The organism is Rhizohabitans arisaemae (assembly GCF_025996515.1).
GTDB lineage: Bacteria > Actinomycetota > Actinomycetes > Streptosporangiales > Streptosporangiaceae > Rhizohabitans > Rhizohabitans arisaemae.
In genome coordinates, this window is sequence record NZ_BLRH01000021.1 from 114,721 (window position 1) to 133,803 (window position 19,083).

21 protein-coding genes are annotated in these 19,083 nt (G+C 67.8%); 14 read left to right on the forward strand and 7 right to left on the reverse strand.

Annotated elements, in window-relative coordinates; all coding sequences use genetic code 11:
- Window positions 1-12 precede the first annotated feature (12 nt).
- Genes RUR_RS08950 through RUR_RS08960 form a run of 3 tightly spaced genes read left to right on the forward strand, consistent with a single transcriptional unit; the run spans window position 13 to window position 3,268 of the window.
- The gene (locus RUR_RS08950; protein WP_283134474.1) at window positions 13-1,485 is read left to right on the forward strand and encodes an alpha/beta hydrolase; all 1,473 of its coding nucleotides are present in this window, start codon (window positions 13-15) and stop codon (window positions 1,483-1,485) included.
- A gap of 32 nt (window positions 1,486-1,517) precedes the next feature.
- The gene (locus tag RUR_RS08955; RefSeq protein ID WP_283134475.1) at window positions 1,518-2,627 is read left to right on the forward strand and encodes a sensor histidine kinase; all 1,110 of its coding nucleotides are present in this window, start codon (window positions 1,518-1,520) and stop codon (window positions 2,625-2,627) included.
- Window positions 2,624-3,268: a response regulator gene (locus RUR_RS08960; protein WP_283134476.1), complete on the forward strand. Its 645-nt coding sequence runs from the start codon at window positions 2,624-2,626 to the stop codon at window positions 3,266-3,268. The genes RUR_RS08955 and RUR_RS08960 overlap by 4 nt, the downstream gene beginning before the upstream one ends.
- A gap of 93 nt (window positions 3,269-3,361) precedes the next feature.
- Here the strand turns inward: RUR_RS08960 and RUR_RS08965 are convergent, their stop codons facing one another.
- From RUR_RS08965 to RUR_RS08980, 4 genes are all read right to left on the reverse strand, one after another.
- The gene (locus tag RUR_RS08965; protein ID WP_283134477.1) at window positions 3,362-3,757 is read right to left on the reverse strand and encodes a DoxX family protein; all 396 of its coding nucleotides are present in this window, start codon (window positions 3,755-3,757) and stop codon (window positions 3,362-3,364) included.
- Entirely contained in the window at window positions 3,754-4,257 is a 504-nt protein-coding gene (locus RUR_RS08970; RefSeq protein WP_283134478.1) for an SRPBCC domain-containing protein, read from the reverse strand. The genes RUR_RS08965 and RUR_RS08970 overlap by 4 nt, the downstream gene beginning before the upstream one ends.
- On the reverse strand, window positions 4,254-4,619 hold the full coding sequence (locus RUR_RS08975; protein ID WP_283134479.1) for an ArsR/SmtB family transcription factor: 366 nt from the start codon (window positions 4,617-4,619) through the stop codon (window positions 4,254-4,256). Before RUR_RS08975 ends, RUR_RS08970 begins: the two co-directional genes overlap by 4 nt.
- A gap of 313 nt (window positions 4,620-4,932) precedes the next feature.
- Entirely contained in the window at window positions 4,933-7,665 is a 2,733-nt protein-coding gene (locus RUR_RS08980) for a hypothetical protein (RefSeq protein ID WP_283134480.1), read from the reverse strand.
- A gap of 494 nt (window positions 7,666-8,159) precedes the next feature.
- Between RUR_RS08980 and RUR_RS08985 the strand changes: the two genes are divergently transcribed.
- The 5 genes from RUR_RS08985 (at window position 8,160) to RUR_RS09005 (ending at window position 12,302) form a co-directional block, all read left to right on the forward strand.
- A complete protein-coding gene (locus tag RUR_RS08985) occupies window positions 8,160-9,443 on the forward strand; it encodes a chymotrypsin family serine protease (protein WP_283134481.1) in 1,284 nt (427 codons plus the stop codon).
- Window positions 9,444-10,023: 580 nt separating this feature from the next.
- Window positions 10,024-11,226: a saccharopine dehydrogenase family protein gene (locus RUR_RS08990; protein WP_283134482.1), complete on the forward strand. Its 1,203-nt coding sequence runs from the start codon at window positions 10,024-10,026 to the stop codon at window positions 11,224-11,226.
- 111 nt (window positions 11,227-11,337) lie between these two features.
- On the forward strand, window positions 11,338-11,757 hold the full coding sequence (locus RUR_RS08995; protein ID WP_283134483.1) for a hypothetical protein: 420 nt from the start codon (window positions 11,338-11,340) through the stop codon (window positions 11,755-11,757).
- Window positions 11,758-11,761: 4 nt separating this feature from the next.
- Window positions 11,762-11,992, forward strand: a complete 231-nt coding sequence (locus tag RUR_RS09000) for a hypothetical protein (protein ID WP_283134484.1) — start codon at window positions 11,762-11,764, stop codon at window positions 11,990-11,992.
- Window positions 11,982-12,302, forward strand: coding sequence for a type II toxin-antitoxin system PemK/MazF family toxin (locus RUR_RS09005; protein WP_283134485.1), 321 nt, complete (start codon window positions 11,982-11,984; stop codon window positions 12,300-12,302). Before RUR_RS09000 ends, RUR_RS09005 begins: the two co-directional genes overlap by 11 nt.
- 208 nt (window positions 12,303-12,510) lie before the next feature.
- Here RUR_RS09005 and RUR_RS09010 read toward each other — a convergent pair whose 3' ends face one another.
- Window positions 12,511-12,657, reverse strand: a complete 147-nt coding sequence (locus tag RUR_RS09010) for a hypothetical protein (protein ID WP_283134486.1) — start codon at window positions 12,655-12,657, stop codon at window positions 12,511-12,513.
- Window positions 12,658-12,664: 7 nt separating this feature from the next.
- Entirely contained in the window at window positions 12,665-12,994 is a 330-nt protein-coding gene (locus tag RUR_RS09015) for a trypco2 family protein (RefSeq protein ID WP_283134487.1), read from the reverse strand.
- A 505-nt stretch (window positions 12,995-13,499) separates the two neighbouring features.
- Between RUR_RS09015 and RUR_RS09020 the strand changes: the two genes are divergently transcribed.
- The 4 genes from RUR_RS09020 to RUR_RS09035 are packed head-to-tail and all read left to right on the forward strand — an operon-like array spanning window position 13,500 to window position 16,100.
- A complete protein-coding gene (locus tag RUR_RS09020) occupies window positions 13,500-14,150 on the forward strand; it encodes a hypothetical protein (protein ID WP_283134488.1) in 651 nt (216 codons plus the stop codon).
- A complete protein-coding gene (locus tag RUR_RS09025; protein WP_283134489.1) occupies window positions 14,147-14,449 on the forward strand; it encodes a winged helix-turn-helix domain-containing protein in 303 nt (100 codons plus the stop codon). The genes RUR_RS09020 and RUR_RS09025 overlap by 4 nt, the downstream gene beginning before the upstream one ends.
- 9 nt (window positions 14,450-14,458) lie before the next feature.
- Window positions 14,459-15,343, forward strand: coding sequence for an ABC transporter ATP-binding protein (locus RUR_RS09030; RefSeq protein ID WP_283134490.1), 885 nt, complete (start codon window positions 14,459-14,461; stop codon window positions 15,341-15,343).
- A gap of 16 nt (window positions 15,344-15,359) precedes the next feature.
- Window positions 15,360-16,100: an ABC transporter permease gene (locus RUR_RS09035; protein WP_283134491.1), complete on the forward strand. Its 741-nt coding sequence runs from the start codon at window positions 15,360-15,362 to the stop codon at window positions 16,098-16,100.
- A 449-nt stretch (window positions 16,101-16,549) separates the two neighbouring features.
- On the opposite strand, the gene RUR_RS09040 is transcribed toward RUR_RS09035, so the two are convergent.
- The gene (locus RUR_RS09040) at window positions 16,550-17,410 is read right to left on the reverse strand and encodes an NmrA/HSCARG family protein (RefSeq protein ID WP_283134492.1); all 861 of its coding nucleotides are present in this window, start codon (window positions 17,408-17,410) and stop codon (window positions 16,550-16,552) included.
- A gap of 89 nt (window positions 17,411-17,499) precedes the next feature.
- Between RUR_RS09040 and RUR_RS09045 the strand changes: the two genes are divergently transcribed.
- Entirely contained in the window at window positions 17,500-18,066 is a 567-nt protein-coding gene (locus RUR_RS09045; RefSeq protein ID WP_283134493.1) for a TetR/AcrR family transcriptional regulator, read from the forward strand.
- Between the two features lie 119 nt (window positions 18,067-18,185).
- Window positions 18,186-19,082: an AraC family transcriptional regulator gene (locus tag RUR_RS09050; RefSeq protein WP_283134494.1), complete on the forward strand. Its 897-nt coding sequence runs from the start codon at window positions 18,186-18,188 to the stop codon at window positions 19,080-19,082.
- Window position 19,083 lies beyond the last annotated feature (1 nt).

Sequence of the window (19,083 nt, forward strand, 5' to 3'; positions counted from 1 at the left end):
CAGCCTGGGTCCATGAAGAAGATCGTCCAACAGGTGGCCGGTGCGGCCACGGTCGTGCTTGTGCTGGGCGGGATGGCGAGCCCGGCTTCGGCCCGTATGGAGCCGAGGGTCCAGGCCGGCTCGGGCCAGCCTCTTTCCTGGCGGGACTGCGGGGACGGGTTGAAATGCGCCGAACTCACGGTGCCCGCCGATTGGGCCCGGCCGAAAGCGGCTCAGATCACCCTCGCCCTCGCGATGCGGCCCGCGCGTAATCAGGCGGGCAAGCAGGGCGCACTCGTCTTCGACATGGGTGGGCCCGGTCCCCAGATTTCCGGATTCCGCTATCTCGGGGACATGGTCGCGGACCTGACCGAATGGTTTGACCTGGTGACTTTTGATCCGCGAGGGTTCGACGGAAGCAGCGGTATCAAATGCCCGATTCCTGCACCGATTCCTGCGGATAAACGGACCTGGGTTTTCGCGGACCGCACCGCTTTCACCCAGCATGTCACGAAAAATCGTGATTTTGGGGAGAGGTGCGGCAAGGCGGCAGGTGTACTGTCCGGGAATCTCACCACCTGGCAGCACGTCCGCGACCTGGAGGCGGTCCGGGTGGCGCTGGGGCAGGAGAAACTCAACTATTACGGCAACTCCTACGGCACCGTCTACGGCACGGCGTACGCGGAATACTTCCCGCACAAAATCGGCAGAATGTACCTGGACAGCGTGTTCGACCACACCACGCGCTCCATCAAAGAGTGGCTGAAGCCGCGGGTGAAGACCGACGAACGGAACCTGCACCGGTTCGCCGAATGGTGTGCGAAGACGGCAAGCTGTGCGCTGCACGGGCGTGACCTGCTCACCGTCTGGAAAGAGGTGATCGCCCGAGCCGGGCGCACGCCGATCCCGGCGCCCCGCGCGGGGGCGGGCGCCACCGTCGGCGCGGCGACCATCGTCTCCATCGCGGCCGTGGGGTTCGAGCCGCTCTGGGCGGATCTGGCGAAGGCACTCAAAGAGGCCCACGCGGGCGACGCCTCGCTCCTCCTGGAGGCTCCGCCCGGTGCCCCCGACCCCGACCTGTCCCGGATCAGGCTCTGCGCCGACTACCGTTACCCCTCCGACTACCGGCGTCTGAAGAGTCTTGAGTCGGACATGCGGAAAGTCGCGCCTCTCCTCGGTTGGCGGAGTGTGTGGGTCATGGCCAACCACTGCGCCGGGCTCCCATCGACCCAGACATTCCTGCCGCATCCCATCAAGCCGCTGGGAGTGCCGCCTATTCTGATCGCCAACGGTGCCTACGACCATGCCACCCCACCGGAGGACGGCCGTCGGCTGGCCGCGCAACTTCCCGGATCCCGGTACCTCCCTGCGCTCGGCGGCCACGCCCTCTACCTGAGCGGCCACCCGTGCGTACGGGAACACGTCAACCGGTACCTGTCCACCGGTGCGCTGCCGCCCGCGGGCGCAAGCTGTGGCCAGGCTCCGCCCCGTACCGAAAACCCGTAGCCCGGCGGGAAACGATGGCAGCCTTGACCGGCATGAGATGGCTGAAAGACCTGCTGCTCGTGTCGGCCGTCGTGACGCTGCTGGTCGGAGTCGCGATCTGGGAGGGGCGGTCGCCGACACCGGGCCTCGCCGCCCTGATCGGGCTGAGCATCCTGGCCTGCCTGCCGATGCTGCTGTGGCGGAGGCTACCACTGGCCGCCGCGCTTCTGTCGGCGGCCGTGGCCTCCTCCATCGGGACCACCGACACCGTCGTCTCCGGCTGGCACGGGCGGCTGGTGGCGATGACACTGTTCTGTCTCGCCGTGTACCGCCGTCCGCACCGGCCCTGGCTGGTGTCGATCGTCTCGGTCGGCTGGGTGTTCGTGTACGGGGTGCTGATTCCCGAGGAGGCGGTGTCGACCACCGTGCTCGCCGATCTGCTCCTCGTCGGGGTGACCCCCACCGCCGTCGGATACGCGTTGCGGCTGCATCGGCAGCAGGTGGAGCAGTCGGTACGGCTGCGCCACGCCGAGCAGCGGCGGGACGCGGCTGAAGATCGGGAGCGGCTCGCCAGAGACGTCCACGACAGCGTCGGCCACCACCTCACCGCCATCCGGATGCAGGCCACCGCCGCCCGCAGAGCCCTCGGCGGCGCCCCACCCACCGCCGACCGGGCCCTCGGTACCATCGCCGACCTGTCCGCGTCGGCGTTGACGGAGGTACGGGCGCTGCTGAGCACCCTGCGCGAGGAGCCCGCCGACGGCATGCCGGGCCTTGCCGAGGTCGGCTCCCTCACCGAGCGGCTGTCCGGTCCCGACAGAGTGATCAGCTTGGCCCGCTCGGGGAGTACGGCGCGGCTGCCGTACCAGATCGACCAGACGGCCTACCGGGTGATCCAGGAGGCGCTCACCAACGCGGTCCGCCACTCCGACGCGACCGCGGTGGACGTGCGTCTCATCCGGAAACGGGACAGGCTGCGTCTTTCGATCGTGGACAACGGTTCGCCGCGGCCCCCCTCGGAGCTGCCCGCGGAGGGACAGGGTATCCGGGGGATGCGTGAGCGGGTGCGGCTGCGCGGCGGCACCCTGGCGATCGGGCCGCGTGAGCCGTACGGCTGGCAGGTGGATGTCGAATTGCCGATCGTGAAGGAGTACAAACGGTGATCCGGGTGCTCGTCGCCGACGACCAGGAGCCGGTACGGCAGGCGCTGCGTCTTACTCTGGACGGAGAGCCGGACATCGAGGTGGTCGACGAAGCGGCGAACGGTGAGGAAGCCGTACACAAGGCGCTCTGGCGGCGGCCCGACGTTGTGGTGATGGACCTGCGGATGCCGTACCTGGACGGAATCGCCGCGATCCGCCTGCTCACCGACACTCCGTCACCACCGGCGATACTCGCCCTGACGACGTTCGACCTCGACGAGTACCTTTTCGGCGCCCTGCAGGCCGGCGCGGCCGGCTTCCTGCTGAAGGACAGCGATCCCGAACTCCTGCTCGACGCCGTACGGGCGCTGCACCGCGGGCACGGCCTCATCGACCCCCAGCTGACACGTCGGCTGATCGGCCGATTCGCCGTCCTGTCCCCTCGGCCGGCCACACGCCCGCTCGACCGGCTGACCCCACGCGAACATCAAGTGCTCCGGGAACTGGCCAGAGGATTGAGCAACGCCGAGATCGCTACCGCACTGACGATTGAAGAAGGGACCGTGAAAACGCACGTCGCCCGGATACTCGGCAAACTCGGACTACGCACCCGGGTCCACGCCGTCATCTACGCCTACGAACACGGCCTCACCCCCCGATGAGCCTCGGAGTTTGTCGCCGCGAGGTCACCGGTGCGCATCCAGCGGGCCGCGTCGACGGCCTCGGCAGGTGTGCTCCGGTTACTCGTGTAGTGGTTAACGCCTTGTGGACAGCTCGTGTCGGCGCAGGAACAGGATGCCTGCCGCCGGGACGGCGTAGGCGAGGGGAACAAGAGGACTGTCGCCCAGGATGGCCAGGCTGACGACAACGGCGCCAAGCAGCAGGAGCAGCAGACACAGTGCTGCCAACGCCCGCAGTCGCGGGATCATCAGACCTGCCGCGCCGGCGACTTCCAACGTGCCGATCACCAGTCGCAGCCACTGACCCATACCGATGTCGTCGAACATCTCGACGGCGCCGGCTTCGCCGAAGAGCTTGGACGCCCCAGCTGCCAGGATGGCCAGGCCGAGCAGGATCTGCAGCACCCACGCCGTGATTCCGGCGGCCTTGCCGGACGGCGAGGAGGTTGTGGACCGTTCGTCGGCGGTCATCGTGGTCGGCTGGTCCCGGTCAGCAGGTCGGCGAGGCGGTCGAACTGCTCAAGCGCGCCCTTCGACATGCCCTGTGCCAGCGCGGCGTCGATCGCCTCCTGCGCGGGGAAGCGGGTGTGGTAGGTGACCTTTGTTCCGCCCTCGACCTCGTCGAAGGTAGCGGTTTCGATCGCGCCCGGCCCGGTGTTGAACGGCTCGATGTCGAAGATCGACGTTCGGACGAACCGCTGAGGCGGCACGACCTCCAAGTACTCTCCGGTGAATGGGGCTCGCCCGCCGTCGAAGAGGTTGACCCAGCGCCACCTGCCGCCGGGGCGGACGTCCATCTCCACCACATCGGTGGTGGTGCCGTGCGGCCCCCACCACTGAGGGATGTGTTCGGGTGAGGTCATCACGGCCCAGACCTGTTCGCGGGGGGCGTCGAAGGTGCGCTCGATGACCAACTCGGCGCCTTCGGCGTACATGGTCGTCGTCGCGTTGCCTAGATCCTGCCTGGTCACTGTGCTTCTCCTTGGGGTGTGTCGTGGTCGCCCGGCTGCTGCGTCCGCAGCGCGCGCAGGTAGTCGTCGAGGCGATCGAAGCTCTGGCCCAGGAATCGCCGGTACTGCGTCATCCATATCGCCACCTCTCGCAGCGGCTCGGGCCGGAGCCGGCAGGGGCGCCACTGCGCCTGCCGGCCCTGCTCGATCAGCCCCGCCTGCTGCAGCACCTTGAGGTGCTTGGAGATGGCGGGCGGGCTCAGGTTGAACGGTTCGGCCAGTTCGCCGACCGTGGCCTCACCGGTTGCCAGCCGTGCCAGGATCGCCCGCCGGGTCGGGTCGGCGAGCGCGGCGAACGTAGCGCTCAGCTGATCATCGTCCATAGTAGTTTTCTATTTGGTTAATTAGCCAACTAGAAAACTAGCCTCGTCGGAGGGTGATGTCAATGGCGGAGTCTGCGGGGTGGGCTGTACTCCCGTCGCATGAACAGTCCGCCGCCTTCGAAACCTGAGCTGCGTGCCGTACGGCAGGCCGATTGCCCACCTACGACTGGCCGGGCCTCGTTCTGCGGTAGAAACCGCCCGATTCCGTGTCGAGAATGCCTTGATCCCGGTACGGGCTGCGCCTGCCACAGGCCACGGCGCAGCCCGTACCGTATGTCGTGCCGACGGGTGACGGGGCGTCCGGAGTTAAGGGTCAGGCCTCTTCGGTGTGGAGTCGGGTGCGGGCGGCTTCGGCCTGGTCGGTGATGGCGGCGAGGACGGGGGCGGGGACGTTCCTGGCGCGGAAGGTGTCGACCAGCTCGTCCAGGACGGTGTCGGCATGGTCGAGGTCGCCGGCACGGGCGTGGGCGCGGGCGAGGCGGCGCATGGTCTGGTTGAGGGTGATGTTGTCGACGCCGGCGTCGACGGCCGGGTCGACGGTGGTCCGGACGACCGCGGTGAGCTGGGCGATGCTCTCGGCGGTGTCGGCGGGCCGGACTTCGACGGCGCCGTCGGCGAGGGTGAGGAAGTGGCGGCCGGCGTTGGTGCCCTTGACCATCCGCGCGTAGAGGGTGAGCGGGTGGTCCGGGTAGCGGTCGATCAGCTCGGCCAGGGCGTCGTTGCCGTCCCGCAGCTGGGGGGCGTCGGAGCCGAGCAGCGCCAGCAGGGTGCCCTGCTGGTCGTCGAGGAGGAGCTCCCCGGCGTGCTGGTCGGCGTGCTCCACCGGGTGGCGGACGCGGATTGCCTGGTCGGCGGAGACCACGCGGGCTCCACCGGGGGCCAGGTAGACGGCGCGCAACCGGTACCGTCCGGGCGTGTCGAAGGTCAGCCCGTCCGCGCCGTAGCCGAGGTAGACGCTGTCGTAGACGGCGGGGTCGTCGTCGGTGAGGGTGCGTCGGCCGAGGTGCCGGCAGGCGCGGAGCAGCGGGCGGTACAGGCGGGTCACCCCGGCGGGGTCGGTGACGGCCAGGGTGAGGTGTTCGCCGGAGGGGTCGAGGTCGGGGACGACGTCGACGGACGGCCGGGTGCCGTCGAGGGAGAGCCTCAGTTCGGCGGCCACCGGCTCCCCGTAGCCGAACACCCGCTTGCCGGAGAGTTCCAGCCGGAGCCCGGACTCGTCGGTGAGCGGGGTGGCGAGCGCGGCGAGCGTCCTGTCGGCGTCGGGGGTCCGGGAGCCGGATCCGCTGCCGAAGTTCTTGCCGCCCATGATGACGTGGTCGAGGTAGCCGTGCCGTAGGTGCCGGAGTTCGCTGTCGGTGAAGATGAACGGGAACGCCGACCAGTACGCGGCGTCACCGCTTCCGGCGTCGCCTTCGTACTTCCAGTCGTAGTTCATCCAGGACAGGTCCCCGTACCCGAAGGACGGGCCGAGCGGCTGCGGCGGGTTGGCCAGGTACTTCTGCCAGGAGTGCAGCAAGTTGAAGGCGTGGCCGAGTTCGTGCACGTAGGTGTGGAGTTCGTTCCGGCCCCCGGCCAGGTTGTAGTTGATCAGTTCGTTGTACAGCACGGCCGCCCCCTGCCGGTGCAGGCCGGACTGGTCGAACATGATGCCGAGCGTCCCGGCGTCGGCGTGCCGGGTGGCAACCAGCGTCCACACCTTCCACTGGGGTACTTCGCGGTAGCCGCTGAAGTTGGCGACCATCGCCGCGTGGAGTTCGGCGTTGGACCACCTGAGGTCGGCTCCTGCCGAGTCGACCGCGACCTGGTTGGCCGTGCCCGCCGTACGGATCTCGATCCCGGCGTCGGCGTAGCAGGCCGCCACGGTCAGCGCCCGGGTGGTCACCCCGGCGGGACGGGGGTGGTCGGCCGTGTTGTACTGCCCGAAGACCCGGGTGCCGGTCACCGTGTCGATCTCCCAGTCCACGCTGCGCAGGTACGGCGAGGTGTAGACGAGGTTGTAGGGGGTGACCTCGGCGCCGTCGTCGCTGGTGATGGTGAACCGGCCGGTGCCGTCGGTGGCTCCGGCCGGTTTCCGGTCGAGCGACAGCGTCGCGGTGGCGGGCAGGATGCCCTGCTGGAAACTCAGCCGGCCGCTGGCGGTGACCGTGGTCGGGGTGACGGTGACCTGCGGGTTGTCGATGGTGAAGCTGCTGTAAAGGGTCCGGGTGGGGCCGAGTTCGAACTCTTCGCCGCTCACCAGCCCAAGTGGCCGGGCGCCGTCCAGGTCCACCCGGAAGTCGAGTTCGTAGCCGCCCGCGTAGGGCCCGCTGGTGACGGTGCCGGTGTAGCGGCCGGTGACCGGGCGCATCAGGGTGGAGTACTCGGTCGGCAGCGACGCCAGTCCGCCGGAGATGCCCGACAGGAGGCCGGATTTCTCCGGGCCCTGTTCCCAGTGGAACACCAGGCCCCGGTCGCCTTTGATGAACAGGGTCCGCAGTGTCGAGCCGTCCTGGTTCAGGTGGATCGCGTGGTCGAAGTCGGAGTTGAACTCCTCGGGTAGCTTGCTCCATCCCGCACCGGTCATCCCCGAGATCGGCCCCTGGTACTGGATCCCGGCATCCCAATGGATCAGGACGCATCGGTCCCGCTTGAACAGCAGCGTTCGCCACGACCCGTTCACGTTGGGCAGCTCCAGGGCCACGTCCACCCCGGTACGGAAGTCCGCCGGGATCAGCGGCCCGAACTTCTGGTGGGTGACGACGGTGCCCCGGCCGACCTCGCCCACTCCCCAATCCCAGGTCAGGTAGTTGTCGCCATGGAAGAACACGGTCCGCTGCCGACCGTGGTCCGGCAGCAGCTGCAGGACTCCTTCGGCGGAGGTCGCGAAGGGCTCGGGAATGCCCGCGAGCTGGGTTCCGTACGCCCCGGAGATCGGTCCTTCGTAGTCCCGGCCGCCCCAGTGGATCTTCGTGACCCGGTTGCCCCGCAGGAACATCGCCTTCCACGGTACGTCCGTCGTCGGGATGATCGCGCTGTATCCGGTCGTCTTGCGCCGCATGAACCCCACGCTTGCACCTCCCAGACCGGGACCCGATCGGGCCCCACCTCTTGGGACGGTAAGTCGCATTATGTAGCGATACAACCACTTAGAATGACCGGAAGTGGACACTGATCGGTGGGTACGGCGGCCGGTGCCGGTTTCCCGGGAAGGCCAGGGCTCCGGGGCAGGGCGCAGGCCCGGCCCCAATTGCGCATCTCGAGCGGGGATTTGCCGCTGGCGGGTCATGGGGAAGGTCGGACGGCGAGCAAGCTATGGGGGTCTCGACCTCGTGCTCGCCGTTGACTCCGGAGAGGCCTTCGAATATATCGCCGATATATTCACCCCCTTGAATTGGGCTACCGGTCGAAATGAATCGATGTCGCTCTGCTGTCCGAGGTGACCAGGGGTGATGTATATTTTTATATGTATGTTTCAGGTTCGTTTCTGTTGTTGACATGAATAATGTATCGCCGGAAGCTCGGGGAATCCGTTCAGGACTCACAGTGAGAAATATGGGAGCCATGAAAGCCGGATTCTTGAGAAGAAAGCTGATACTCACGCTCACCTCGCTGACGATCGCGTTTCCCCTATCCGTGACATCGGCGGCGTTCGCAGACCCGGACCCGGCCGACCGGAAGGCCGCCGCGCAGAGCGCCGTCAGGGCCGACTATCTCACCGATCGGGATCGAGACCGTGCCGTCCGGCAGGGGCCGCTGATCCGGGCCGCCGAGAAGATTCGCCACCTGGTCGAGGCGGGGGAAGACGCCGGGTACGCCGGAATCGAGCTGGCCGAGGACCGGGTGCTGGTGTGGTGGAAGGGGCCGGTGCCCAAGACGATCGAAGACGCGGTCGGCAAGGCCCGCCAAATCGCCGCCGTCGAGGTCAAGCAGGCCGCCTATACCCGCAAGGAGCTGAAGGCGGCTGGTGCGAAGGCCTTCGCCGCGACCGGGGTCAAGAACGGCGGGCCCGTTCACGCCGTACGGATCCCCTTCGACGGCAGCGGCATCGGCCTGGCGGTCGACCCGAAGAACTCCTCCGCGAAGGCGCGGACCCAGTCGTTGATCCCGGAGAACCTCGGTGTGCCGGTGGAGGTCTTCGACCGTACGCCGGTCGGGTTGGCCGGCCGGTGCGACGACAGCCGCCCTTGGTACGGCGGGATGGCCATCCGCAACACCAAGTTCGGCGGCCTGGGCTGCCGGGGGACCGCGGGGAGCCAGTACAACTGCACCGCCGGTTTCGGTGTCCTCTACCAGAGCAGGCGTTACCTGCTCACCGCGGGCCATTGCGGGGCCTACGGCGACACCTTTACCGATGGTGTGGGCGAGAGCGTCGGATTCATGGAGTACGAGCACGCGGCGTACGACCTCGCCTTGATCCGGACACGCGGGAGCGCGGGGCGGATCTGGGACGGGACCCCCGGGGTGAACGACTTCAGCAAGCAGGTCATCGGCTGGCTGTGGACCTACGGCGGCCAGTGGCTGTGCTCGTCCGGGACCACGGCCGGTGCCCGGTGCGGCTTCCAGGTGGACGGCTCCTACACCGAACTCTGCGGGCCGGACATCTACGGCAACCATGAGTGCTACAACGACCTGATCTCCGCGGTGAGCCACTCCGGCCAGGGGTGTTACGGCGGGGACAGCGGCGGTCCGGTGTTCCAGCTCGACTCCGCGAACGTCGACCAGGTCTGGGCGACCGGCACGATAACCGGCTGGTGGCGGAACTGGCTCGGCACCGACTGGCTGCTCTTCCAGGACTACGGCACGGCCGCGCACCACTGGGGAGGGATGAACATCTTGAACTCCTGACCAAGGCGGCGTCTTCGGCACGGGTGGGCGGCCGGGGGCGCCGCGCGCCCGTGCCTGACGAATCGACTACACGCGGTTCAGCGCAGGACCGGCCGACGTTCCAGGACTTCGCCGCCGCCTACGACTGGCCGGGCCTCGCCGTACTGTGGAGGCCGGCCGAATTCCCTGTTGAGACCGCCATGACTCCGGTACGGGCTGCGCCTGCCACAGGCTCCGGCGCAGCCCGTACCGCTATGGGTCCAGGGCCGTCAGCCCCATTCGATCAATTCAGTGCGAAGAACCCGGTCACGGCTGAGACCCTCGCCGGCCTGTTCGGGGACCGTCCCAAGTTCTCACTCCCAGTCGTCGCTTGTGCGCCCGGACCTGGTCCCGTCACGCCGTCTCAGGCGCGGAACCCGCGGGTGAGGATAGGAATCGGCACTTGTAGACGACTTGACGATCATGGGGTCGCCCCGCGCCAATCGACCACGATCCGGCACGGAAGCGCGTGATCCAATCCAATCGATTCCGGGGGTGTTTGGGGGAATTTCAACGGATTCAGTGGTCGACAAGGGGATATACCAACGGATACCGTCCCAGCATGCGCATTCTGCTGATTGGTGCCGGTGGTGTCGGGTCGGCTGTCGCGGCGATCGCCGCACGGCGTGGGTTCTTCGAGAAGCTGGTCGTCGCCGACTACGACGAGAACCGGGCGATCAGAGCCGTGGAGGGAGTCCGGGACCCGCGGATGACCGCGATCCGGCTCGACGCCTCCGACGAGCACGCGATCGTAGGGGCGTTGCGCGACCACAGCTGCGACGTGCTGTTCAACGCGGTCGACCCGAGGTTCACCATGCCGCTGTTCCGCGCCGCGCTGGCCGCCGGGGCGAACTACCTGGACATGGCGATGTCGCTTTCCCGGCCGCACCCGCAGGAGCCGTACAGAATCCCCGGGGTGAAACTCGGCGACGAGCAGTTCGCCCTCGCCGCCGAATGGGAAGCCGCCGACAGGCTCGCCCTGGTCGGCATGGGTGTCGAACCCGGGCTCGCCGACGTGTTCGCCCGGTACGCCGCCGACCACCTGTTCTCGTCCATCGACGAGATCGGGGTCCGGGACGGCGCCAACCTCCAGGTCGACGGGTACGACTTCGCCCCGACCTTCTCGATCTGGACCACCATCGAGGAATGCCTCAACCCCCCGGTCGTCTGGGAAAACGGGGAATGGCACACCACCGAGCCGTTCAGCGAACCCGAGGTGTTCGACTTCCCCGACGGAATCGGCCCCGTCGAATGCGTCAACGTCGAACACGAAGAAGTCCTCCTCGTCCCCCGCTGGGTCGACGCCCGGCGGGTGACGTTCAAATACGGCCTGGGGGAGGAGTTCATCGGCGTCCTGAAGACGCTGCACAGACTCGGCCTGGACCGCACCGAGAAAGTCCGGGTCGGCGGCGTCCACGTGTCCCCCCGGGACGTCGTCGCCGCGGTACTGCCCGATCCGGCCGCCCTCGGCGATCGGATGCGCGGGAAAACCTGCGCCGGCACCTGGGTCCGCGGCACCGGCAAAGACGGCAACCCTCGCGAGGTCTACCTGTATCACGTGGTCGACAACGAATGGTCCATGGCCGAGTACGGCCATCAGGCCGTCGTCTGGCAGACCGCCGTCCACCCCGTCGTCGCCCTCGAACTCCTGGCCCGCGGTACCTGGAAAGGCGCCGGCGTCCTCGGCCCCGAAGCCTTCGACGCCGTTCCCTTCCTCGACCTCCTCACCGAATACGGCTCCCCCTGGGGCCTCCGCGAACAGTGACCCGGCACCCGGGGCGTTGCGGTATCAGCCGGACAACCAGTCCGGGGGCTCCCCACCCGTGACCCGTCGCCACGATTCCAGAGTCTTCGACGGCCACCGCCGATACGCCTCTTGAAGCATTTCGACGCCCGCATTCACGAGGTTTTGAAGCTGCCTGTCCTCAGCGGCAAGCAATCCTCGCAGGAGAGACGAGACCGCTTCATCGGGAACCCCGGCGTCGATCAGCAGTACACCGTTGAAGAGGGAACTCCGGGCGAAGTCGGCGAGGTAGACGTCGGGGTAGGTTCCGGCGAGTCGCTGGTATGCCTTCGTTGCCCGTTTGACGGCGATCAGGGCTTCGTCCCGGCGTCCCAGCCCCTCCAGCTCGGCTGCGAGGTTGTCGAGGGACATGGCGAGGCCGGGAAGGTGCGCATCGGGGTTGCTGCGGGCGAGTTGCTCGCGGATGTGGCACACCACATCACGGTTGCTCTATGTAGCGGTATCGTCACGGGAAATCTGCAAAGTGCTGCGGATCCCTACGTCGTACAGTGAGAATATGACTGTGCTGACCATCGAACTAGACGCGCAGACAGAGGCGGCGCTGGATGAGTTGACCGAGGATGGTGGCTCTCCTGAGCAGGTAATCCGCGACGCCATCCTCGACGCGCAGCGACGCCGTCGGAACGATCGTCTTCGTGCCCAGGCTGAAGCCGTGGGCAGGGACCCGACCGACCGGGCGGAGGCTCAGGCGATCATGAGAGATATGGACGACCTGCGTGCGTGGTGATGTGTATCGCTACCGCGACCCTCGAAACGCCATGAGCCACGAGCAGAAGGGCGAGCGGTTCGCGGTGGTGATTCAATCGGACCTTTTCGAGGCCCTTTCGACCTTGTTGGTTGCACCTACGTCGACCAGTGCTCGTTCGACCTGGTTCCGCCCTGAGATCGAGCTGCAGGGCAAGTCCACTCGCGTGATGGTGGAGCAGACCGTCTGTATTGCTCCTGAACGTCTGGGAGAGTTTGCCGGCCGTCTTTCGACCTATGAGCTTGCCGCAGTAGATCAAGCCTTGTTTGATCTACTCGACCTCCGTCGATAGTGACTCGCCGAGGTTGTTCAGGGAATCGGCGGGTTTCGGGCGGTGGGCGTTGGGGTGCTTGTCGGCCAGCCGGTCGTAGATTCGGACGGCGCGATCGATCACGATCAAGGCTTCGTCACGGCGGGGAATAGCGCCGCATCCGTTCCCGGCCGGCCGGTCCAGATCACCTCGCACGACCATGGCCGGCCGTCGTTCAGGAACCGGGCTCTCAGGTCCTCGAACGGATTCCCTGCTCGTCGGTGACCACGTGCCGGGCGGTAAGCACCAGCCCCGGACCGATCGCATAGCCGGATCCGAACGACCGGCCGCCCTCGTGGGTACCTCCGGAGACGTCGACGACCCGCCTGGGATCCATGTCGTGCCTACCTGGGGCCAGGTCGGGGAGGGAGAGCGTCGAGGGTGTCGCTCACCAGAGGGGAGCGGTCGGTCGTGCTGTCCACCGGGTTGAGGGTGACCTTCAACGTGTGCCCGGAGGTGTGTGAGACAGCACCGGAGCCCCCGGCTTCGACGACCCAGATCTTCACCCCGGTCCTGGCCTCGGCATCGCGGCGTAGTTCGACTTTGAACTCCAGCTCGACCGGTCCAACCTCAAACTTCAGCCGTTCGCCCTTCCCGGCGTCCATCGCCTCCGCCAGCTCGGCCCGGATCCCCTTGACCGCGTCGGCCAGGCCGACCCACGAGTCCTCACTCATCAACCGGACGCACCTTTCCTTGGAGAGTGCTCACTCCAAAATGCCGCGAGACATCATCGCCTTCTGCTGAGAACCCCTATCACAGCTGTGATTCGCAAAGAAGGCACTTCAATCACCTGATCCAGGCACAAAGATCAGAGACCGACCCCGGAGATTTGGGCCGTTTAGCGGCATTTGTCGCGAAGATATGCCTATCTCGATGGCCATTGCTCGTCCATTCCCGTTCCCACCTAACCAGCGGCGTCCTTCGTACGCACAGCGCTGCGCCGGTTCGACGCGGTGGAAGGCGCGGCCTCCTCACCGAACCGAGTCTGGCTTTCCCCGGGACCGCCGCGGCCAGTGCCAGGCGCCCCTGGAGCCACCGGGGTATCGGCTGGTCAAGCGGCCCTAAGCCGCTCATCCACAAGCCGCCGCCGAGGTCATCGATCGCCGCCGCCGCGAGGCGTCTTGAGGCCGGTCTCCGTGGTTGAGTTTGCGGAGCCATGTGGTTTACAGTACAAACTACATGGAAGTGCAAACCAAGGTGGAACGACTCGTGGTGAAGGATGAGGACGGCCCGCTGGGGCCGGCGGAGACGCTGCTGCTGATCGAGCAGCAGCGGGCCAAGACGATCTGGTGGCTTGGCGGAGATCCGCTGCTTATGTACACGACGTGGGGGGTGACCTGGCTACTCGGGTTTGGCGCGCTCTTCTTGTACCTGGGGTACGGCGCACTCACCCAGGCGACGGCGCTGCTGGTGCTGTTCGGCTTCATGAGCGCGGCAATGGCCATCCTCGTGATCACCCGATGGCGGATCGGCGGTAGCGTCCGGGGGGACTCCGCGGACCGGAGCAGGATGTACGGCTTCGCCTGGGGGCTCGGCCTGGCTTGCACGATCGCGCTGAGCATCCGGCTCTCCCGGCTCCTGCCCCCGCCTGAGGTGAGCTTGGTGTGGGCGGCGACGTCGATGACCGTTGTGGCGATCCTTTACATCATGGGCGGGTTGCTCTACCAGGACCAGCCGATGATGAGACTTGGGCTGTGGGTCGCCGTATTGAACGTGATCGGCACCGTGTCCGGACCGGCACCGCACGCGCTGATCATGTCCTTCGGTGCGGGCGGCGGATTCATCGTGGCCGGGATCGTGCTGCACCGACGGCGGCGGCTGAGTGGATGACGGCCGGGCCCGAACTCGATCCGGTCATCCACGCCCAGGCCCGGCTTCGGGTCGTGGCCACCCTCAACACGCTCGGTGAAGGGGATCAGGTCGCCTTCCCGGCGCTGAAGGACCTGCTCGGCATGACGGCGGGGAACCTGTCGGTGCACCTTACCAAGCTGGAAGAAGCCGGCTACGTGGAGATCGTCAAAACGCATCGGGGTCGTACTCCGGCGACCTATGTCGCCTTGACCCGGCAAGGTCGCCGCGCCTTCGAGGACTACACCGCCGCGATTCGCAAACTCCTTGAACTTTCCTAGGGGGAACATATGGCTGAGATCTTGGCGAGGACCGTCGAGGTCACTCGTAAATATGGTGATGTAACCGCCTTAGACCAGGTAAGCCTGGACATCCGCGCCGGGGAGGTGGTCGGCCTGCTCGGCCCGAACGGCGCGGGCAAATCCACCCTGGTCAACCTGTTCGCCGGCCTGCGCAAGCCCACCTCGGGCCGGGTCGAACTGCTCGGCGGCTCCCCGACGGATCCCGCCCGGCGGCGCGGCATCGGGGTGACACCCCAGGAGACCGGCCTGCCGCCGACACTACGGGTCGGCGAGTGCGCCGATTTCGTCGCCGCGCACTTCCCGGACCCGGTGGGCCGAGGGGAGCTGCTCGACCGCTTCGGCCTTGGCGACCTGGCAAAGCGTCAGATCGGCGGGCTTTCCGGCGGGCAGAAGCGGCGGCTGGCGGTGGCGCTCGCCTTCATCGGGCGGCCTCGGCTGGTGTTCCTGGACGAGCCGACCACCGGCCTGGACGTCGAAGCCCGGCGGACCCTTTGGGACGGCATCCGGCGGTTCCACGCCGAGGGCGGGACGGTCGTCCTCACCAGCCACTATCTGGAGGAGATCGAGGCGCTGGCCGAGCGGGTGGTGGTGATCGGCGGCGGGCGGGTGCTCACCGACGACACCATGGACGCGGTCCGCGGCCTGGTCGGCATCCGCCGGGTCACCCTCACCGCTTCCGGCCTGCCCGAGCTGACGGGTGTCCTCGGCGTCGAGCAGGAGGGCACCCGCACGCATCTGCTCACCGCCGACTCCGACGCACTGGTCCGGGAGCTGGTTCTCTCGGGCGCGCCCTTCGCCGATCTGGAGATCAGGCCGACCTCCCTCGAAGAGGCGTTCCTCACCATCACCGGCCGCGAATCCCAGGCCGCCTGACCCCCGGAGCCATGAGATGTCACTCGTATTGACCCACGCCCGATATCAGTTCCTGGAGACGGTCCGTGTCCCCATCGCGGTGATCGGCAGCGCGTTCTTCCCGGCGATGGCGATGCTCTTCTTCGTGGTCCCGTTCGCCGGGGACAACGCGGTCGCCTCGACGTACGCGACCGGTTCCATGGTGATCTTCGCGGTCATGTCGGCCTGCCTCTTCACCTACGGGATCGGGGTGGCCGAGGATCGGGCCCAGCCGTGGGACCCCTACCTGCGCACCCTCCCGGCGGGGCCGGTGCCCAGGTTCACCGGCCGGATCATCACCGTCATGGGCCTCACCCTGATCGCGATCATCCCGGTTCTGGTCATCGCGGCGGTCCTCACCGAGGCCACGGTGACCGTGCCCCAACTGCTGCTCGGGCTCGGCGCGATCCTGGTGGGCTCGCTGCCGTTCACCCTGATGGGCCTGTCCATCGGCTACACGTTCAGCTCCAAGGCGGCCATCGTCATCGCCCAGGTGGTCTTCTTCCCGACCGCGGTCGGCGGCGGCCTGCTCACCGGCGACCCGGCCTACGCCCCCGAGTTCATCAAGATTGTCTCCCCTTACCTGCCGACCCGCGGCGCGGTGGAACTGGTCTGGGCCGCCACCACCGACTTCACCCCGAACCCACTCGCCCTGATCATGCTCGCCGTCTGGGTCGTGGTCTTCGCCGCCCTCGCCGTCTGGGCCTACCGCCGCGACGAAGGCCGCCGCTTCACCTGAAACCCCCGGACAACCCCGGTCCGGTACGGCCTGCGGCCGCTCAGGCACCGTGGTCCTCAGTAGCGCAGTGGGTACGGCCTTCGGCGGCTCGCGGTGAAGGTTCCCCACTCGAGCTGCCTGTGGCTGTAGGTGGATTCGAGAAGAACGCGCACCTCGGCCGTCCTGATGCGTCGGCTCGGGCCGACCCGGTGCCGTCCGCGGTGATCACAAGGGGCGGACCGTCACCGCCGAGTCACAGCTGGGAGGCCTCAAGCGGGATCCCTAGCGGATCCCCGACTGTCGTCGGCGGAGCCGCCGGAACGCCATGGAGGCCACACATGGCTTGCCTGATTACCTTTGATCATGCACTCTGAACGTGCCGTACCCCTGGTGGGTGCCGGAAGTGAGGCCGGGCCTCCCGATGGAATCGGGCGTCCGGCCTTCGCGCTTCCGGACGGCTTTCGTGCGGGTCAGTCCATGGCGAGGATGGCGCGGACCCGGTCGGCGCCGCCCTGCTTGAGCCAGGTGGGGAAGTCGAGCAAGCCGGGGTGGCGTCGGCGGAGGGCGGGGATGTCGGCCTGCCAGACGCCGTACTTCTCAAATGAGGCGACGGCTTCCGGGCCGACTCCCAGGAGGTCGGCGGAGACCCGCCGATAGGTGATCGCATGGCCGACGGCCTGGCTGACGAGGTCCACCGCCTGGAGCGGGGTCAGTTCGTCCCCGGCGAGCTCGATCGACTGGCCGAGGTACTCCTGCGGGTGGGTGAAGGCGAGAGCGGCGAAAGCGCCGATGTCGGTGACGGCGATGAGTTGGACCGGGGATTCGGGGGGAAAGAAGTGGAGGAGTTCGCCGTCGACTATCCCTCCGACGGGTCCGGCGTAGGCGTGGTTCTCCATGAACCGGACGGGCCGCAGGACCGTGGCGGGCAGGCCGAGCGAGTGGATGTACTGCTCGATCTCCCATTTGCTTTCCCAGAAGGGGACTTTGGTGTCGCGTTCGGCGCCGCCGACCGAGGTGAACACCAGGTGGGCGACACCTGCCGCCTTGGCGGTGTCGGCCAGGGCCCGGCCTCTGCGGACCTCGCGTTCGACGTCGAGATCGTTGGTGGTGACGGCGAAGATCCCGTGGGCGCCGTCGGCGGCCTTGACGAGGGATTCGACGTCGTCGAAGTCGCCGATGCGCAGGTCGGCGCCTTGGGCTTGCAGGGCCTGGGCGGCGGGGGAGTCCGGGTCGCGGACGAGGGCGCGGACCGGCCATCCGGCGGCGAGCAGGTGGGCGGCGGCGGCTCCACCCTGCTGTCCGGTCGCGCCGGTGACGAGGATCGGCTTCATGTGGGCCCTTTCCTTGGGGACACGATAAACTTGAGGCTGTCTCAAGAATTATATTGAGACAGCCTCAAGTTTGGCAACCGGGAGTGCCCATGACGACCTCTCCGCCGCGCCGGATGCGGGCCGACGCGCGCCGCAACTACGAGCGGCTGCTCACCGAAGCGGCGGCGGTGTTCGCCGAGCGCGGCGTCGACGCCTCGCTGGAGGACGTCGCCCGCCGGGCCGGGGTGGCGAACGGCACGCTTTACAGCCATTTCCCCACCCGGCAGGCTCTGCTGGAGGCGCTGCTCCGGAGCAGCATGGAGAACCTGGCCGCCACCGCCCGCGAACTCCGCGACCATCCCTCCGCCTACGAGGCGCTGGTCACCTGGCTACGGGCGGCGATCGTGCACACGACGGCCTATCGAGGGCTCGCCGCCCCGATGATGCGCAGCCTCAAGGACGAGACCTCGGAGTTGTACGCCGCCTGCCAGGCGGTGCTCGCCGGCGGCGAGGCGCTCCTCTCCCGCGCCCACGCCGCGGGTGCGATCCGCGCCGACGCCACCCCCGAGGACCTGTACGCCCTGGTCAACGCGGTTGCCTGGGCGGGGGAGCAGACCTCTCCGGAACAGGGCGAACGCCTGCTGACCTTCAGCCTCGACGGGTTGCGCCCGACTTGAGCCCGGTACGGGCTGCGCCCGGCCGCGCGGCGGGGAGACCCTGCCGTCCAGGGTGACAGGGTCTTTGCCGCATGTCTGCGGCTCCGGCTTCGTTGTCTCCGGGTCCGGCGTGGTTTTGGATGGGGATCATGGCCCTCGACGAGCTTCGTGAACTCCTCAACCGCCATGCCCGTCCCGATCTCGCCACCCCCATGGAAGGTGTCCTGATCTTCAAGGCGGAGCGGCCCCAGCCACCGACGCCGACGACCTACGGCAAGGTGCTGGCCGTCGTCGCCCAGGGGACGAAGCGCTTCGCGCTGGGTGAGCAGGTGCACGAGTACCGCGAGGGGCAGTACCTCGTCGCCTCGGTCGACCTCCCGGTGACCGCCCACTTCGCCAGGGCCAGTGCGGAGCTGCCGGGGCTGGGGGTCGGGCTGACCCTGCACCCGGCGGCCGTGGCGGAGGTGCTGTTGCAGGCGGCGCCGGGTGACCTGCCGGAGCTCGGCGAGGGCGTGCCGCCCGGCCTGGCCGTCAGCACCGCCTCCGCCGAGCTCCTCGACGCCGTCGTCCGCCTGGTACGCCTGTTCGACCACCCCCGGGACATCACCGTCCTCGCGCCGCTCGTCAAACGCGAGATCCTCTGGCGGCTGATCACCGGCGACCAGGGCGCGATCGTCCGGCAGTTCGGGCTGCCCGACAGCAGTCTCAGCCACATCGCCCGCGCCATTCAGTGGATCCGAGACCACTACACCCAGCCGTTCCGCGTCAAGGACGCGGCCGCGGTGGCCGGCATGAGCGTCTCCACGTTCCACCGGAACTTCCACGCCGTCACCGCGATGAGCCCCATCCAGTTCCAGAAACGGATCCGGCTCCAGCAGGCCCGGCTCCAGCTCGCCGCGGCCCCGGCCGCCGTCGCCGCCGTCAGCCGCCGCGTGGGCTACGACAGCCCGTCGCAGTTCAGCCGCGAGTACCGCCGCCAGTTCGGCGTGTCACCCAGCCAGGACGCCATGCGCCTGGGCACGGGGGCGGCGCGCTGAG

Excerpts from the sequence above, each read along its gene's own strand:
- RUR_RS08950 (WP_283134474.1), top strand. The coding sequence starts at position 13 with ATGAAGAAGATCGTCCAACAGGTGGCCGGTGCGGCCACGGTCGTGCTT.
- RUR_RS08955 (WP_283134475.1), top strand. The coding sequence starts at position 1,518 with ATGAGATGGCTGAAAGACCTGCTGCTCGTGTCGGCCGTCGTGACGCTG.
- RUR_RS08965 (WP_283134477.1), bottom strand. The coding sequence starts at position 3,757 with ATGACCGCCGACGAACGGTCCACAACCTCCTCGCCGTCCGGCAAGGCC.
- RUR_RS08975 (WP_283134479.1), bottom strand. The coding sequence starts at position 4,619 with ATGGACGATGATCAGCTGAGCGCTACGTTCGCCGCGCTCGCCGACCCG.
- RUR_RS08985 (WP_283134481.1), top strand. The coding sequence starts at position 8,160 with ATGAAAGCCGGATTCTTGAGAAGAAAGCTGATACTCACGCTCACCTCG.
- RUR_RS08990 (WP_283134482.1), top strand. The coding sequence starts at position 10,024 with ATGCGCATTCTGCTGATTGGTGCCGGTGGTGTCGGGTCGGCTGTCGCG.
- RUR_RS09000 (WP_283134484.1), top strand. The coding sequence starts at position 11,762 with ATGACTGTGCTGACCATCGAACTAGACGCGCAGACAGAGGCGGCGCTG.
- RUR_RS09010 (WP_283134486.1), bottom strand. The coding sequence starts at position 12,657 with ATGGATCCCAGGCGGGTCGTCGACGTCTCCGGAGGTACCCACGAGGGC.
- RUR_RS09015 (WP_283134487.1), bottom strand. The coding sequence starts at position 12,994 with ATGAGTGAGGACTCGTGGGTCGGCCTGGCCGACGCGGTCAAGGGGATC.
- RUR_RS09020 (WP_283134488.1), top strand. The coding sequence starts at position 13,500 with ATGGAAGTGCAAACCAAGGTGGAACGACTCGTGGTGAAGGATGAGGAC.
- RUR_RS09025 (WP_283134489.1), top strand. The coding sequence starts at position 14,147 with ATGACGGCCGGGCCCGAACTCGATCCGGTCATCCACGCCCAGGCCCGG.
- RUR_RS09030 (WP_283134490.1), top strand. The coding sequence starts at position 14,459 with ATGGCTGAGATCTTGGCGAGGACCGTCGAGGTCACTCGTAAATATGGT.
- RUR_RS09035 (WP_283134491.1), top strand. The coding sequence starts at position 15,360 with ATGTCACTCGTATTGACCCACGCCCGATATCAGTTCCTGGAGACGGTC.
- RUR_RS09040 (WP_283134492.1), bottom strand. The coding sequence starts at position 17,410 with ATGAAGCCGATCCTCGTCACCGGCGCGACCGGACAGCAGGGTGGAGCC.
- RUR_RS09045 (WP_283134493.1), top strand. The coding sequence starts at position 17,500 with ATGACGACCTCTCCGCCGCGCCGGATGCGGGCCGACGCGCGCCGCAAC.
- RUR_RS09050 (WP_283134494.1), top strand. The coding sequence starts at position 18,186 with ATGGGGATCATGGCCCTCGACGAGCTTCGTGAACTCCTCAACCGCCAT.